Annotated in this window: 13 protein-coding genes; 10 read left to right on the forward strand and 3 right to left on the reverse strand. The window is 69.6% G+C overall.

The genetic code is table 11. From position 1 onward, the window contains the following. Nucleotides 1-16 precede the first annotated feature (16 nt). From HD600_RS12385 to HD600_RS12400, 4 genes are read left to right on the forward strand one after another with little or no spacing between them, the layout of a single operon-like run. On the forward strand, nucleotides 17-991 hold the full coding sequence (locus HD600_RS12385) for an ROK family protein (protein ID WP_241731676.1): 975 nt from the start codon (nucleotides 17-19) through the stop codon (nucleotides 989-991). Continuing rightward, a complete protein-coding gene (locus tag HD600_RS12390) occupies nucleotides 988-2,559 on the forward strand; it encodes a M81 family metallopeptidase (protein ID WP_184283979.1) in 1,572 nt (523 codons plus the stop codon). Before HD600_RS12385 ends, HD600_RS12390 begins: the two co-directional genes overlap by 4 nt. Continuing rightward, complete coding sequence (locus HD600_RS12395) at nucleotides 2,556-3,905, forward strand: alpha-L-fucosidase (protein ID WP_184283980.1); 1,350 nt, start codon at nucleotides 2,556-2,558, stop codon at nucleotides 3,903-3,905. Before HD600_RS12390 ends, HD600_RS12395 begins: the two co-directional genes overlap by 4 nt. After that, a complete protein-coding gene (locus HD600_RS12400; RefSeq protein WP_184283982.1) occupies nucleotides 3,902-4,624 on the forward strand; it encodes a copper homeostasis protein CutC in 723 nt (240 codons plus the stop codon). Before HD600_RS12395 ends, HD600_RS12400 begins: the two co-directional genes overlap by 4 nt. Here HD600_RS12400 and HD600_RS12405 read toward each other — a convergent pair. Next, nucleotides 4,611-7,445: an FAD-linked oxidase C-terminal domain-containing protein gene (locus HD600_RS12405; RefSeq protein ID WP_184283984.1), complete on the reverse strand. Its 2,835-nt coding sequence runs from the start codon at nucleotides 7,443-7,445 to the stop codon at nucleotides 4,611-4,613. The two genes, HD600_RS12400 and HD600_RS12405, sit on opposite strands and share 14 nt — an antisense overlap. Nucleotides 7,446-7,507: 62 nt before the next feature. Between HD600_RS12405 and HD600_RS12410 the strand changes: the two genes are divergently transcribed. After that, entirely contained in the window at nucleotides 7,508-8,164 is a 657-nt protein-coding gene (locus HD600_RS12410) for a GntR family transcriptional regulator (protein ID WP_184283986.1), read from the forward strand. Here the strand turns inward: HD600_RS12410 and HD600_RS12415 are convergent. After that, on the reverse strand, nucleotides 8,161-9,090 hold the full coding sequence (locus HD600_RS12415) for a hypothetical protein (RefSeq protein ID WP_241731677.1): 930 nt from the start codon (nucleotides 9,088-9,090) through the stop codon (nucleotides 8,161-8,163). The two genes, HD600_RS12410 and HD600_RS12415, sit on opposite strands and share 4 nt — an antisense overlap. A gap of 73 nt (nucleotides 9,091-9,163) precedes the next feature. Here HD600_RS12415 and HD600_RS12420 point away from each other — a divergent pair, with 73 nt between their 5' ends. The 3 genes from HD600_RS12420 (at nucleotide 9,164) to serA (ending at nucleotide 11,727) form a co-directional block, all read left to right on the forward strand. Next, nucleotides 9,164-9,649 (forward strand): hypothetical protein, encoded by a 486-nt coding sequence (locus HD600_RS12420; protein ID WP_184283988.1) that lies wholly within the window; start codon nucleotides 9,164-9,166, stop codon nucleotides 9,647-9,649. Further along, nucleotides 9,646-9,999, forward strand: a complete 354-nt coding sequence (locus HD600_RS12425; RefSeq protein WP_241731678.1) for a UbiA prenyltransferase family protein — start codon at nucleotides 9,646-9,648, stop codon at nucleotides 9,997-9,999. Before HD600_RS12420 ends, HD600_RS12425 begins: the two co-directional genes overlap by 4 nt. A 123-nt stretch (nucleotides 10,000-10,122) precedes the next feature. Next, complete coding sequence (gene serA, locus HD600_RS12430; RefSeq protein ID WP_184283990.1) at nucleotides 10,123-11,727, forward strand: phosphoglycerate dehydrogenase; 1,605 nt, start codon at nucleotides 10,123-10,125, stop codon at nucleotides 11,725-11,727. A gap of 61 nt (nucleotides 11,728-11,788) precedes the next feature. On the opposite strand, the gene HD600_RS12435 is transcribed toward serA, so the two are convergent. Then, entirely contained in the window at nucleotides 11,789-12,346 is a 558-nt protein-coding gene (locus tag HD600_RS12435) for a TetR/AcrR family transcriptional regulator (RefSeq protein WP_184283992.1), read from the reverse strand. A 65-nt stretch (nucleotides 12,347-12,411) separates the two neighbouring features. Here HD600_RS12435 and HD600_RS12440 point away from each other — a divergent pair, with 65 nt between their 5' ends. Together HD600_RS12440 and HD600_RS12445 are read left to right on the forward strand one after the other, a co-directional pair. Beyond that, a complete protein-coding gene (locus HD600_RS12440; RefSeq protein ID WP_184283994.1) occupies nucleotides 12,412-13,947 on the forward strand; it encodes an MFS transporter in 1,536 nt (511 codons plus the stop codon). A gap of 63 nt (nucleotides 13,948-14,010) precedes the next feature. Continuing rightward, nucleotides 14,011-15,060: a 3-isopropylmalate dehydrogenase gene (locus tag HD600_RS12445; protein ID WP_184283996.1), complete on the forward strand. Its 1,050-nt coding sequence runs from the start codon at nucleotides 14,011-14,013 to the stop codon at nucleotides 15,058-15,060. Nucleotides 15,061-15,103 lie beyond the last annotated feature (43 nt).

Raw genomic sequence — 15,103 nt, forward strand, 5'->3', positions numbered from 1 at the left:
GAACCAGGGGACCACCATGTCCATTTCCCTCCCGACCGACAAGGCCGTGCTCGGCGTCGACATCGGCGGCACGAAGATCGCCGCACTGCTCATCGACGACGAAGGCACGGTCCTCGCCCGAGGCGTGGTGCCGGCTCCCGCCGCCGAGGGCGGGCGCGCGATGGCCTCGGCGGCCGCCTCGCTCGCCGAGCGCCTGTCCGCCCAGACAGGCCGCTCCATCGTCGCTGCGGGCGTCGGTGCCGCCGGTGTCGTCGACCATGAGACCGGCACGATCCGCGCGGCGTCCGAGATGTTCGTCGACTGGGCGGGCTTCCCGCTGGCCGACGAGCTCGCCGAACGCATCGGTGCACCCGTCCGTGTGGAGAACGACGTCAACGCATTCCTGCTCGGAGAGATCCATCACGGTGACACCGACGGTGCCGACGTCCTCGGCGTCATGCTCGGCACCGGCGTCGGTGGTGCGATCGTCCTCGACGGTCGACTGCGGCACGGCGGTCACGGCTCGGCCGGTGAGATCGGCCACACCCCCGGCTACAGCGATCTGCGCTGCACGTGCGGGCAGATCGGCCATCTCGAGACGCTCGCCTCCGGGACATCGATCGGGCTGCGCTACGCGGAGCGTTCGGGAGTCGCCGGCCTGTCCGCCCGCGAGGTCGCCGACCGTGCGCGAGCGGGCGACCGCATCGCCACGGACGTCTATTCCGACGCAGGGCGCGCGCTCGCGCTCGCCTGCGCGAGCGCGGCCGGCATCCTCGACCTCGATCGCGTCGTCGTCGGCGGGGGAGTGATCCACGCCTGGGACCTGTTGTCAGCGGCCATCGAGGCGACTCTCCTCACCGATTCGCCGGTCTCCGGCGTCCCGCTCATCATCGAACCCGCAAAGCTCGGAACGGATGCCGTCGCGTTGGGTGCCGCGGCCGCGGCGCGTCGCACGTTCCTCGAAACCGTCACCCCCGTACCGCCCCTCGTCCTCGAAGGAGAGACCGCGTGAACGCCCGTCCTGACGCGCATCTGATCTGGAAGGGCCCACTGGCCCCTCTCGCCGAAGGGGGTATCGCCCGTCCGCGCGTCGGCATCGGCGGCATCTCGATCGAATCCAGCACGTTCTCTCCGCACGTGTCGGGAGACGAGGCCTTCACTGTCCGGACCGGGGCGGAACTGCGGGCCTATTACCCGTTCCTCGACGAGGGGACCGAGCTGGGGTCGGCGGCGGAATGGATCCCGCTGACGCACGGGCGTTCGCTACCGGGAGGAGCCGTGGCGCCGGCGACGTACGAGCGGATGAAGTCGGCGATCGTCGACGGCATCCGCGCGAACGGACCGTTCGACGGGTTCTTCTTCGACATCCACGGCGCCATGAGTGTGATCGGGATGGCGGATGCCGAGGGTGACCTCGCTCGCGCAGTACGCGAGGCGCTCGGTCCGGACACGCTGATCTCCACGTCGATGGATCTGCACGGTAATGTCTCCGAGGTGCTCCGTGACGCCGTGGATCTGCTCACCTGCTATCGGATGGCACCTCACGAGGACTGGCTGAACACGAAGGAGCGAGCGGTGCACAACCTGCTCGAGCGACTTCGGGGCGAGTACGGATCGGATCCGCTGCGCCGTCGTCCCCTTCAGGCGTGGGTGCCCATCCCCGTGCTGCTGCCGGGAGAGAAGACGAGCACGCGCCTGGAGCCCGCACGGAGCATCTATGCGGAGCTGCCGGAGATCGAAGAGCTCGACGGCGTCCTGGACGCCTCGGTGTGGATCGGCTACGCCTGGGCGGACGAGCCGCGGTGCCAGGCGTACACCGTCGTGACCGGCGACGACCGTGCCGTGATCACGCGCGAGGCCGAGCGCATCGCGCGGATGTTCTGGGATGCGAGGGAGCATTTCGCCTTCGTCGCCCCGACGGCCACTCTCGACGGTGCTTTGGAGAAGGCCCTCGCCGCGGGCGCCGCGCGTCCGTACCTGATCTCCGATTCTGGCGACAACCCGACAGCCGGCGGTGCCGGCGACGTCACATGGACGCTCACGCGCCTGCTCGAACGGGACGACCTCACCGGCGGCGCGTACACGACCCTGGTCGCGTCGATCTTCGACCCGGATGCCGTCGCCGACGCCGTGCGCGCGGGCGTCGGAGCCGAGGTGACCCTCACCGCGGGGGCGCGAGTGGACGACGGGCCATCGGGCCCTGTGCGCATCACGGGCACCGTCTACTCGATCACCGACGGCGATCCCGTCGCCGGCACGCAGGCGGTCATCTCCGTCGGCGGAGTGCACGCCATCATCACCGAGCGGCGCAAGCCGTTCCATCACCTCGACGATTTCCGCATGCTCGGCCTCGACCCGGAATCCGCCGACATCGTCGTGGTGAAGATCGGCTACCTCGAACCGGAGCTGTACGAGCTCGCCGGCGACTGGACGCTCGCGCTCACCCCGGGCGGCGTGGATCAGGATCTGCTGCGCCTCGGGCACCACAATCTACAGGAGGGGGTCTACCCCTTCGAAACGACAGGTCGGCCGCCGCTGGAGGCAGTGGTCGGACGCCGCGGTGAGGAGATCGCACCATGATGAACTTCGAGACCCGCACCGGGCCGGACTTCGGGTCAGCCGCTCCCGTCTACCCTGATGCGGTGGTGCCGGACTGGTACCGCGACGCCAAGCTCGGCTTCTTCGTGCATTGGGGACTCTACTCCGTCCCCGCCTGGGCGGTCGCCCACCCGGAGGGCGGCGTCCCGACGGAGGACGCCTACGCCTGGCATCAGTACGCGGAGTGGTACGGCAACACGGTGCGCATCGAGGGCAGTCCGAGCTGGCGTCGTCACCAGGAGCTCTACGGGCCAGGGCGCTCCTACGAGGATCTCGCCGAGTTGTGGGACGCGTCGGCCTTCGATGCCGACGCGTTCGTCGCCGAACTGGTCGGAGCCGGTGCCAGGTACATCGTCCCGACGACGAAGCACCATGAGGGCTTCTGCCTTTGGGACACCGAGACGACGACGTTCAACTCCGCCGCACGCGGCCCCCGGCGCGACCTCATCGCGGAGTTCCACGACGCCACGCGCCGCGCCGGTGCACGGTTCGGTGTGTACTTCTCGGGAGCGCTCGACTGGCACGTCGGCGACCACCCGCCGATCGAGTCCGACACCGATCTCTTCCGGCACCGCCGCAACGATGAGGCTTTCGCGCGATACTCCGCGCGTCAACTCGAGGAGCTCGTCGCGAGGTTCTCGCCCGATGTGCTGTGGAACGACATCGACTGGCCCGATGGTGGCAAGGGAGCGCAGGAGTACGGGGTCGCCGCGCTCCTGTCCCGATACTTCGACGCGGTCCCCGGTGGGGTCGTGAACGATCGATGGGGGGTGCCGTTCCACGGCTTCCTCACCCGTGAGTACACCGACGTCCCGGACATCCTCGACGTCCCGTGGGAATCCACTCGCGGGCTCGGGTTCTCCTTCGGGTACAACCAGGACGAGGATGAGCGGCACACGCTCGCCGGTCCCGACCTCATCCGCCTGCTCGTCGACGTCGTCTCCAAGAACGGCAACCTGCTCATCAACGTGGGACCCGACGCCCAGGGGAGGATTCCCGACCTGCAGCGTGCGACGATGCGGGAGCTGGGCGCATGGTTGTCGAGCAATGGCGATGCCGTCTACGGCACGCGTCCGTGGATCCGCGCGGAGGAGCGCGTGGGGGCACCGCGCCGGTACACGACTTCCGGTGCCGCGGTGCACGTTCACGCCTTCGACCCGACGGTCGGAGAGATCGACCTGCCGCCGGAGCTCGCCGGCCGCGCCGCCGTCTGGGCGGACGGGCAGAGGGCGGACATCGCCGAGCGGGCGGACGGGACGACGGTGGCCGTCATTCCCGCCGGCCTGCGCGCCGAACCGGTGGCCGTCCTCACCGTGGAGAGTCGATGATGCGTCTCGAGATCGCCGTCCAGGATCCCGCCGGCGCCCGAGTGGCGTTCACGAACGGGGCCGACCGGATCGAACTGTGCCAGGCGCTTGGCACGACGGGAGGGCTCACCCCGTCAGCCGGGACGGTGGATGCGGCGCTGGATGTCGCCGGCTCGGCAGAACGCGTCGCGGTGCTCGTACGGCCGCGGCCGGGCGGATACGTGTACGACGCGGAGGAGATCGCGGTCGTCACGGCCGACATCCGTGACCTCGTCGCGCGCGGGGTCGGTGGGGTCGTCGTCGGCGCCCTCACCGCGGACGGTGCGCTCGACACCGAGGCGATGTCGCGATGGTCGGACGCGGCCGGCGACGCCGACGTCGTGCTCCACCGTGCGATCGACACCCTCCGCGAACCGGCGGACGTGATCGATGTGCTCGCGTCCCTCGGCGTGCGTCGCGTACTCACCTCCGGCGGTGCCGCCCGAAGCATCGACGGGTTGGCGACGCTTCGGTCACTGGTGGAGCGCTCGGCCGATCGGGTCGAGATCATGGCGGGCGGCGGGGTGCGCGTGCAGGACATCCCTGCGATCGCGGCCGTCGGCGTGCATGCCGTCCACCTGTCGGCACGGACGGCGTCCGACGACGCCGCGCCCAGCGGGCCGGGCGGCGGCGCCGTGGGCTACGACATCACCGACCCGCATACGGTCGCGGCGGCGGCAGCGGCGCTCACGGACGCGTGAGCTCCTCGAGCACCTCGATGACGTGACGATAGGGGCGGCCCGTCGCGCGGGTCATCCCGATCTCGCACGTGCGGTTCGCCGACACGAAGGCGTCGAAACCGCCGCGCTCGTCGTCCGCGGCGCGCACCTCGCCGGCCTCGACGGCCGTCGCGCTCTCGGTGAGCTCCGGATGCAGCATTCCTCGGTCGCCCGCGAACGCGCAGCAGCCCCAGCCGTCGGGCACGTACACGTCATCGGCGACGGCGCCCGCGATGGCGGTGAGCGCGCCGGTGGCACCCAATGCCGTGGTCGAGCACGTGGGGTGCACGGCGATGGAGGGGAGCTTCTCGCCGACGGAGAGGCGGGGGAGGACCTCCCTGGCGACGTAGGTCGTGGCATCCTCGATGCGCAGCGCGGCATACTCGGGGTATTCCGCGAGGGACTTCGACAGCATCACGTGCAGGCCCTCCGTGCACGAGGCGGCATCGCATACGACGGGGATCTCGCCCTCGCGGCTCGCGGTCCAGAGCGACTCGAGCACGCGACGGGTCATTCGGTCGTATCCGGACAGGTGCCCCTTGGACTTCCATGGTGTGCCGCAGCACAGTCCGCCTGCGTCATCGGGGACGACCACGGGGATCCCCGCGCGATCGAGGAGTGCGCGCAGCGAGTCACGCGAACCATGCCCGTCGCCCTCGGGACCGAACATCGTCCCGATGCAGGCGCCGAAGAACACCGCCTGCGCGTCGGCCGGTGCATCGGCTCGGGGCGCGCGCGATCCGCCGCGGGGGAGTCCGGCGTCGTACAGCGGGACCGTGTCCGCGCCGAGGACACCGCGGCCGACCTTCGTGACCCCGGTGACGAGCGGAGCAGGCAGAGCATCGGCGACCGTCAGGGCCATGCCGCCGATGCGGGTGACCGCACCCCATCCCTTCGCCGCGGCATCCCACAGTCCGTCCTCCACCTTCGAGGCCTCCTCGGCGCGCAGGCGCCGGACGAGGTCGCCGGTGTTGATGTCGACGGGGCATGCGACGCCGCACATCCCGTCCACCGCACAGGTCTGCACGCCCTCGTAGTCGTAGTCGGCTCTGAGCTCGTTCAGCAGGGCCTTGTCTCCCTGTTCCTCCGCCCACGCCATGTCGCGGCGCAACACGATGCGCTGCCGCGGTGTGAGCGTGATGTCCTTGCTGGGGCAGGTCGGCTCGCAGTAGCCGCATTCGACGCACCGATCGACCTCGGCCTCGACCGTCGGGACGCGCTTGAGGTCCTTGAGGTACGACTCCGCGTCCTCGGACAGGACCACGCCGGGATTGAGGATGCCGGAGGGGTCGATGAGGCGCTTGAGGTCCCACATGATGTCGGTGAGGAAGTCGCCGTACTGGCGGCGCACGAACGGCGCCATGATGCGCCCCGTGCCGTGCTCGGCCTTGAGCGATCCGCCGTGACCGAGCACGAGGTCGACGAGGTCGGCGGTGAAGCGGCGGTAGCGTGCGATGCTCGCCTCGTCGTCGAACCGCTCGTTGAGCAGGAAGTGGACGTTGCCGTCCTTCGCGTGGCCGAAGATCACCGAATCCTCGTAGTCATGCTCGTCGAACAGTTCGATCAGACGTTCGCAGGTGTCCAGCAGCCGATCGACCGGGACGACGATGTCCTCGAGCAGGGCGGTAGTCCCCGAGGGCCTCGCGCCCGCGACGGCGGTGTACAGCCCCTTCCGGACCTGCCACAGGGAGGCGCGCTGCGCAGCGTCGGTGGTGAGGGCAGGAGGGGAGGCCAGGGGCAGCGTGCGGAAGTGCTCGAGGGCGGCTTCGCTTGCGGTGGCGAGCTCGTCCTCACTCGACGCGTGCACCTCGACGAGGAGGGCGGCATGGCCCTCCACCGCGACCTCGGCGATCGATGCGGGCACATCGCTGAGCCCCTGCGCGACGCGGAGGGAGGCGGCATCCATCAGCTCGATCGTCGCCAGTCCCTGACCGGTGAGGCCGGGAAGGGCCGCCATCGCGTCGGCGAGTGTGGCGAACACGAGCAGGCCGGTGGCGATCTGCGGGCGCACCTCCACGGTGCGCATGCGCGCCTCGGCCACGAACGCGAGGGTGCCCTCGGAGCCGATGACGAGATGCTCGAGGATCTTCACCGGATCGTCGAAGTCGACCAGGGCATTGATGCCGTACCCCATCGTGTTCTTCATGGAGAACTGCTGCAGCACGAACGCCACCGACTCGGGAGACGAGAGCAGCCGGTCGCGGAGCGCGAGCAGACCGGTCGCGATCGCCGGCTCCTCCCTCTCCAGCTGGGCGCGCGCATCGGGGGCGCCGGTGTCGAGGATCGTGCCGCTGGGGAGGACGAGCACCAGCGAGTCGACGGTCCGGTAGGAGTTCTCGACGACACCACAGGCCATGCCGCTGGAGTTGTTCGCGATCACGCCGCCCACGGTGCAGGCGATCTCGCTCGCGGGGTCGGGCCCGAGCTTCCGTCGATATCGGGCGAGGCGGGTGTTCACCTGCCGGACCGTCGCGCCGGGCTCGACTCGGACGAGCCGCCCGTCGTCCTCGATGCGGATGCCGCGGAAGCGGCTGCGGGTGTCGACGAGGATGTCTCCACTGACTCCCTGCCCGGAGAGGCTCGTCCCGCCGGAGCGGAAGGTGAGGGTGCGACCGGCCGCGCGTACCGCGGAGAAGGCGTCCGCGACGCCGGCGGCATCCTGAGGCTCGAGAACGGCATCGGGGATGAGCAGATAATGCGAGGCGTCGTGCGCCCGAGCGAAACGATCGATCGATCGCGAGGAGATCGTCGTCGCTGCGCCGAGCACGCCAGGGTCGAGGGGGTTCGCGAGAGCCGTGGCCACGACATCCTCCAAAATTGTCAGACAAGAATACTGGGAAGTCTAGTCTCGCCTAGGCTGTTCCCATGACCATGACGGATGCCTCGCTCGACGTCGTCGGGATCGTCGGCGCCGTGACTCGCCGTCTTCGTCAGCAGATCCTCTCGGGCGAGCTCGCCGCGGGGACCCCGCTCACGGAGGCCAAGGTTTCCGCCGCGTTCGGCGTCGCCCGACCGAGTGCGAAGGCGGCGATCGAGCAGCTCGTCGCATCAGGGCTCCTCATCCGCAGCGTGCACCGTTCGGCGCGGGTCGTGTCGATCGACGCGGCGATGGTCCGCGACGTCTACCGCACCCGCACGCGCCTCGAGAGCGCGGCCCTTCGTGAGCTCGCGGCGGCAGGTGCGGTCCCCGATGCGGCGACGGCGGCGAACGCCGAGATCGCCGCGATGCCACCGGGGCCGGACGAGGCGACAGTCGATCCCGACCTCCGATTCCACACGGCGCTCATCGACGGCATCGCAAGCGAGCGGACCTCTCGGATGTATCGGAGCGTCCTCGACGAGGTTCGGCTGTGCATGGCGCAGGTGCAGGGCAGGCGGCTGATCGACGCGCAGGTCATCGCCGACCAGCACGCGGCGATCCTGGATGCCGTCGCCTCAGGTGCGGCCGACCACGCCGCAGCGCTGCTCGCCGCGCACCTCGGGTCCGCCGAGGAGCGCCTCATCGAGGCGCTGGGCGACTAGTCGGAATCGTCGGTCGCCGCATCCTCGACCTCGATCGGCGCATCCGCCGGGTCTGCCCACACGGGTGCGGGCAGCAGGGTGTCGACCTGTCCGTCCTGGATCGCCCGGAGCGCGTCGGTGATCTCGTCGGCGTTCTCCGGCACGGCGAGACCGCAGGCGCGCAGCTCGGATGCGAACTTCAGCGTCAGGCGGATCTTGCCCGCCTCCACGGCCTCAGCCGTCGTCCCGGTGCGCTTCTCGCTGCCGGTCTGGATGTCCGAGACGCTGTCGCACACGTGGTACACGGCACCGCCGTCCACCCAGACGACCTCGTCCTGTCCGAGCAGTTGGATCACCGTCGACTGGTCGGCGGTGTACTGCTCGACCGACGGCGGGTCGTAGTCGATCCCGAGTGCGACCGCCCCGATCGCGAGGATGACCCCGATGATGCCGGCGGTCGTCTTCTGGCCCTTGTCCATGTCCTTGTTGAGGAAGATGAGGATGACGAGGGGGAGGAAGGCGATGACGGCGATGATGGCACCGAGCTGGTTCTGCACGAAGAATCGCACCGTGTCGGACTTCTCCGCCGGGTCGAGGCGGTTGGCCTTCTTCCACAGGAACGATCCGGTGATCGACAGCGCGGCGATGACGACGAGCAGCACGATGAGGGTGATGAACGCCCACTGCGGGAACTGCGCAGTGACCCCCTGCTCCTGCAGCAGCCCGGTCTCGGGGTCGCGGACGAGGACGCCGTCCTCGCCGATGAACTCCCGCTGACGCAGAAGCCAGAAGATCGCCACTGCCTCCGCGGCGATCGCGACGACCCACAGCGCCGCCGCGATCCAGCGGAACGTGGTCGCCTTCTTCTTGGCACTCTCCGTCGGAGTCCATCTGCGTCCGGAGCCGCCCGCGGCCGGCGTCTCGATCTTCTTCTCGGGCTCGGCCACGATGCATCCCCTCATGTCGCTGTGAACGCCCCGAGCTTATCGGCAGCCTCTGCGCCGTCGCTACGCTGGGGACATGACATCGGATGCTGACGACGCCCTCTCCTGGGACGGCGATGAGGATCGGCCGGAGGCCGTGGACCGGACTCCGTCCGAACCCTCCGCCGCACGCAGCGAGCTGCCGGAGGGGTGGACGGCCGTCGGCAAGGACAGCGACACCGTGCGCCCCGCCGCGAACGAGTCCGCAGCCGCGGACGCCCCGCAGCCGTTGAGCACTCCGATGCTCCTGTCGGTGGGGATCATCGGCGGCGTCTATCTGCTCTACACGGTCGGGTGGATCATCGGTGGGCTCACTCTGCAGGGGAGCGCGCTTTTCCTCGTCCCGGCGATCATGTATCAGGCCGCCGTGTGGGCCGCCGTGCTCGCCCCCGCGCTGTGGTTCCTCGCCGTCTGGTTGCTGACCCGCCGCGCTGCGAGTTGGGTGCGCGTGGCGGGGCTGATCGCCGGCGCTGCGCTGCTGGTGCCGTGGCCATTCGTGATGACAGGAGCGTTCGGCGCATGAGCGAGCACATCAGCCAGACCTCCTCACGGGAGGAAGGGCGCCGCCCGCTCGGCGTCGTGAAGACGATGATCCTCGGCCTCGCAGGCCTGTTCTACGCCTACGGCGTCTGGAACGCGGTGGCCTACCTCGTCACGGTCGCCCAGTTCGGGCTGAACGGTTACGGCTGGTTCGTCCTCCTGTTCTCGGTGCTGTTCCCCGTGCTCGTGTTCACCGCGGCCTTCGCGCTCGGACGTCGCCGCGGAGCGCTGGAGTTCGCCGTCGTCCTCGCCGCCGGCCTCGCCCTCGTCGCGGTCTTCTGGATGAACGTGGTCGCCATGAGCGTGTCGAACATGTCGTCGCTCACGAGCTGAGAGCCCCGTCATCGGACACGGAGCACCGCCGACGCTCCGGTAGCATGGAGACGATCGCGCCCCGACGGTGTGCGGCGCATCGATCCCCATCCGCGCTGTGCCGCCAACAAGAAGGATCCGTCTGTGCCGAAGCCCGTCGTGCTCATTGCCGAAGTTCTCTCGCCCGCCACGATCGAGGCTCTCGGCCCCGACTTCGACGTCCGTCAGGTGGACGGAACGGACCGCCCGGCCCTGTTCTCGGCTCTGGCCGAGGCAGACGCGGTCCTGGTCCGGTCGGCGACGAAGGTGGATGCCGAGGCCCTCGAGCACGCCCCCAAGCTGAAGGTCATCGCCCGCGCCGGCGTCGGTCTCGACAACGTCGACATCCCCGCCGCGACCAAGGCCGGCGTCATGGTCGTCAACGCGCCGACCTCGAACATCATCTCTGCGGCGGAGCTCACCTGCGCCCACATCCTCAGCCTCGCGCGTCACGTGCCGGCCGCACACGCCTCGCTGGCGGGTGGGCAGTGGAAGCGCAGCGCGTACACCGGCACCGAGTTGTTCGAGAAGACCCTCGGCATCGTCGGTCTCGGCCGCATCGGCGCGCTCGTCGCCGCCCGCATGCAGGGCTTCGGGATGAAGGTCATCGCGTTCGACCCCTACGTCACCAGCTCCAGGGCGCAGCAGCTCGGTGTCGAACTCCGCACGCTCGACGAGCTCGTCGCCGAGGCGGACTTCCTCACGATCCACATGCCCAAGACCCCCGAGACGACCGGCATGATCGGTGCAGAGCAGTTCGCGGCGATGAAGAAGACGGCCTACGTCGTCAACGTCGCGCGCGGTGGTCTCATCGACGAGGTCGCTCTGCGCGAAGCGCTGGTGGCGGGCGAGATCGCCGGCGCCGGCCTCGACGTGTTCACCTCCGAGCCGCCTGCGGAGGGCGGCTCGGCTCGCGAGCTCCTCGATCTGCCGAACGTCGTCGTCACCCCGCACCTGGGCGCGTCCACGGACGAGGCGCAGGAGAAGGCGGGCATCTCCGTCGCCCGCTCGGTCAGGCTCGCCCTCGAGGGCGACCTCGTCCCGGATGCCGTGAACGTCGCCGGCGGGGTCATCGACCCGTTCGTCCGCCCCGGCATCGCACTGGTCGAGAAGCTCGGTCAGGTCTTCAGCGGGCTCGCCGGCTCTGCGGTCACGAACCTCGACATCGAGGTGCGAGGCGAGCTCGCCGACTACGACGTCAGCGTGTACCGCCTCGCAGCGCTCAAGGGCATCCTCTCGAACGTCGTCAGCGAGAACGTCTCGTATGTCAACGCTCCACTGTTCGCCGAGCAGCGCGGCATCGAGGCTCGACTGATCGTCGAGAAGGAGAGCCCGGAGTACCGCAACCTGACGACCCTGCGCGGTGCGCTGGCCGACGGCACGGTCCTCACCGTCGCAGGCACGCTCGCCGGCACCCGCATGGTGCAGAAGATCGTCGGGATCAACGGCCACGACATCGAGGTGCCGATCGAGACGAACCACATCGTCATGCAGTACATCGACCGTCCGGGCATCGTCGCCGTCTACGGCCAGAAGTTCGGTGATGCCGGGATCAACATCGCCGGTATGCAGGTCGCCCGCCGAGAGGCAGGCGGACAGGCGCTGACGGTCCTCACCGTGGACTCCCGCGTGCCGGAGGAACTCCTCAGCGAGGTCGGCGAGGCCATCGAGGCCAGCGTGGTCAAGCAGATCGAGATCGCCGAGGTCTGAGCGCGGACCGCCAGGGCGGACGAGGGCCCCGTTCTTCGTCGCGCCCTGCGCGATCGCGTGATCAGGAGGCGGCGCTGCTCACCAGGGCGATGAGCTTCTCGAGCCGGCCGCCGGTGGGGACGGGGCCGGCGAGCGCGCTGCCCTCGGCGCCCGCCGTGTCGAGCGCGTTGTTGTAGTACAAGCCGTCGCTGACCAGCATCACCAGCTCGAGCGCCGTGTCGTCGCGCACGTGCGGACGCAGCGCGTCGGCCCATGCCTCCCGCACGCGACGGAGGGCGTCAGCCGCAGCGGGGATGCCGCTCTGGGCGAGGCGGGAGACGGCGACGAGTGCCCGGTCGAGTCCGGCATCCTCCATCACCGACGTCCGCAGGAAGTAGGCGATCGGGCCCTCCTCGGCGGATGCCATGCGATCGAGGTCGTCCTGGGCGAGGGCTTCGAGTCGGGCGAGCAGCCCGGCGGCGAGGTCATCCTTCGACGCGAAGTGGTACAGCAGGCCGCCCTTGGACACCCCGGCCGCCTTGGCCGTCGCATCCAGGGTCGCGGTCCGTTCGCCGTCGTCGATGAGGATTCTCTCGAAGGCGTCGAGGACGCGCTCTCTGGCGCGGGGAGGGCGGGGCATGTCTGTTACTATACCAGCCGGACGGTTCAGTAACAGGGTCCCCTCGGGGCCGCGGAAGGTGTGACATGACTCGCGTCGAGTCGGTGGAGACGGGCGGAACGCGCGCGCCGCGAGCGGGCGCACGCGCGTGGGTCGCGCTGGCGGTCCTCATGCTCCCCGTGCTGCTCGTCTCCGTGGACAACACGGTGCTGAGCTTCGCGCTGCCGGAGATCGCCATCGCGCTGACGCCGACCGGTGCGGAGCAGCTGTGGATCATCGACGCGTATCCGCTCGTGCTGGCGGGACTGCTCGTGACGATGGGAACACTCGGTGACCGGTTCGGCCGGCGGCGCATGCTCCTCATCGGTGCGACGGGATTCGCGGCGGTCTCCGTCGTCGCGGCCATGGCTCCCAGTGCGGCGCTCCTCATCGCCGCGCGTGCGCTTCTCGGCCTCTTCGGCGCCATGCTCATGCCGTCGACCCTCTCGCTCCTCCGATCGATCTTCCTGAACCGCGATCAGCGGCGCATGGCGATCGCCGTGTGGGCGTCCGCGTTCTCCGCCGGATCCGCGCTGGGGCCGATCGTCGGCGGTTTCCTCCTCGAGCACTTCGCCTGGGGATCCGTCTTCCTCATCGCCGTCCCCGTGCTCATCCCGCTGCTCATCGGGGCTCCTCTGCTCGTGCCCGAGAGCCGGGATCCGGCGCCGGGGCGCATCGACCCGGTGAGCATCATCCTGTCCATGGCGACCATGATCCCCGTGGTCTACGCGATCAAGTCGTTCGCCACCGACGGCGTCAGCCTCGGAGCGGTCGCGTGGGCGCTCGGCGGAATCGTGATGGGCGTGCTGTTCGTGCGCCGCCAGCTGCGTGCGCCGTCGCCCATGCTCGACATGGCGCTGTTCCGCCGAGGATCGTTCTCGGGAGCCATCCTCGTGAACCTGCTCAGCGTCGTCGCGCTCGTCGGCTTCCTCTACTTCGTCCCGCAGCACCTGCAGCTCGTCCTCGGCCTCTCGCCGATGGTGGCCGGTCTCGCTCTCGTGCCAGGGATGGCCGCCGTCATCATCGCCGGGCTCACGGTCGTCCCGATCTCGCGCCGGATCGCCCCACACATCGTCGTCCCCTCCGCACTCGTGTTCACCGTGATCGGCTACCTGCTCGTCGCGTTCACCGCCGCCGGGAACGGCGCCGTTCCGCTCATCATCGCCTTCGTCGTGCTCGGCATCGGCATCGGTGCGGCGGAGACCATCTCGAACGAACTGATCCTCTCCAGTGCCCCGGCGGCGAAGGCCGGCGCTGCCAGCGCGGTGTCGGAGACGGCCTACGAGCTCGGCGCCGTGCTCGGCACCGCGGTCCTCGGAGGCATCATCACCGCGTTCTACCGCGGGGTGCTCGTGATCCCGGACGGGGTCCCCGTCGAGGCCGCCCGTGCGGCCAGAGAGACGCTCGCAGGGGCGTACACCGTCGCGCAGGAGCTTCCTGAGCGCGTCGGCTCCGCGCTGTGGGAGGCTGCGGCATCCGCCTTCGAATCCGGTGTGGTGGTGACCTCGCTCATCGGCGCGGCGCTGGTCGTGGCGGCATCCGTGATCGCGGCCGTCACGCTGCGCGCGCCGAGTTCGCGCTGACAGTACGCTGGAGACACCCGCCGAGCCCGCTGTGCCGCGGGATTCCCCACGTAAGGAGTGCGCATGTCGCGTGTCGTGAAGCTGGCCGTCATCCCCGGGGACGGCATCGGTCCAGAGGTCGTCGCCGAGGCCGAGCGGGTGCTCGAAGCCGTCACGGTCGGCGGGGATGTCGTCTTCGACAAGACCCACTTCTCGCTCGGCGCCGCACGCTACCTCGAGACCGGAGACACGCTGACCGATGAGGACCTCGCCGCCATCTCCGCGCATGACGCGATCCTTCTCGGCGCCGTCGGGGGAACGCCGGGCGACCCCCGCCTCAAGGACGCGAACATCGAGCGCGGTCTGCTTCTGAAGCTCCGGTTCACCCTCGACCACTACGTGAACCTGCGCCCGTCGAAGCTCTACGCCGGCGCACCGGGGCCGCTCGCCGAACCGGGCGACATCGACTTCGTCGTCGTCCGCGAGGGGACGGAGGGCCCGTACGTCGGCAACGGCGGTGCGATCAGGACCGGCACCCCGCACGAGATCGCCAACGAGACGAGCGTCAACACCGCCTTCGGCGTCGAGCGCGTCGTCCGCTACGCGTTCGAGCTCGCCGCACGGCGTCGGCAGAAGCTCACACTCGTGCACAAGACCAACGTCCTCGTCAACGCGGGCGGCATGTGGAAGCGGATCGTCGACGAGGTGGCGCAGGAGCACCCCGAGGTGGTCGTAGACTATCTGCACGTCGACGCGGCGACGATCTTCATGGTCACGAACCCCTCCCGTTTCGACGTGATCGTCACCGACAACCTCTTCGGCGACATCCTCACGGATCTGGCAGGCGCCGTCACCGGTGGCATCGGCCTCGCCGCTTCGGGCAACATCAACCCCGACGGCACGTTCCCCTCGATGTTCGAGCCCGTTCATGGTTCGGCGCCCGACATCGCAGGTCAGCAGAAAGCCGACCCCACGGCGGCGATCCTGTCCGTCGCCCTCCTGCTCGATCACCTCGGGCTTCGGGACGAGTCCGACCGCGTGACACGAGCGGTCGAGGCGGACATCGCCGATCGGGACGGCTCTCGAACCACCAGTCAGGTGGGCGACGCCATCATCGCCCGGCTCCAGGCGTAACCTGGACGCACGCGAGCGCCGCCCGCCACGAACGCAGGATGTG

The sequence above is a fragment of the Microbacterium ginsengiterrae genome (assembly GCF_014205075.1).
GTDB lineage: Bacteria > Actinomycetota > Actinomycetes > Actinomycetales > Microbacteriaceae > Microbacterium > Microbacterium ginsengiterrae.

Excerpts from the sequence above, each read along its gene's own strand:
- HD600_RS12385 (WP_241731676.1), top strand. The coding sequence starts at position 17 with ATGTCCATTTCCCTCCCGACCGACAAGGCCGTGCTCGGCGTCGACATC.
- HD600_RS12395 (WP_184283980.1), top strand. The coding sequence starts at position 2,556 with ATGATGAACTTCGAGACCCGCACCGGGCCGGACTTCGGGTCAGCCGCT.
- HD600_RS12400 (WP_184283982.1), top strand. The coding sequence starts at position 3,902 with ATGATGCGTCTCGAGATCGCCGTCCAGGATCCCGCCGGCGCCCGAGTG.
- HD600_RS12410 (WP_184283986.1), top strand. The coding sequence starts at position 7,508 with ATGACCATGACGGATGCCTCGCTCGACGTCGTCGGGATCGTCGGCGCC.
- HD600_RS12420 (WP_184283988.1), top strand. The coding sequence starts at position 9,164 with ATGACATCGGATGCTGACGACGCCCTCTCCTGGGACGGCGATGAGGAT.
- HD600_RS12425 (WP_241731678.1), top strand. The coding sequence starts at position 9,646 with ATGAGCGAGCACATCAGCCAGACCTCCTCACGGGAGGAAGGGCGCCGC.
- HD600_RS12435 (WP_184283992.1), bottom strand. The coding sequence starts at position 12,346 with ATGCCCCGCCCTCCCCGCGCCAGAGAGCGCGTCCTCGACGCCTTCGAG.
- HD600_RS12440 (WP_184283994.1), top strand. The coding sequence starts at position 12,412 with ATGACTCGCGTCGAGTCGGTGGAGACGGGCGGAACGCGCGCGCCGCGA.
- HD600_RS12445 (WP_184283996.1), top strand. The coding sequence starts at position 14,011 with ATGTCGCGTGTCGTGAAGCTGGCCGTCATCCCCGGGGACGGCATCGGT.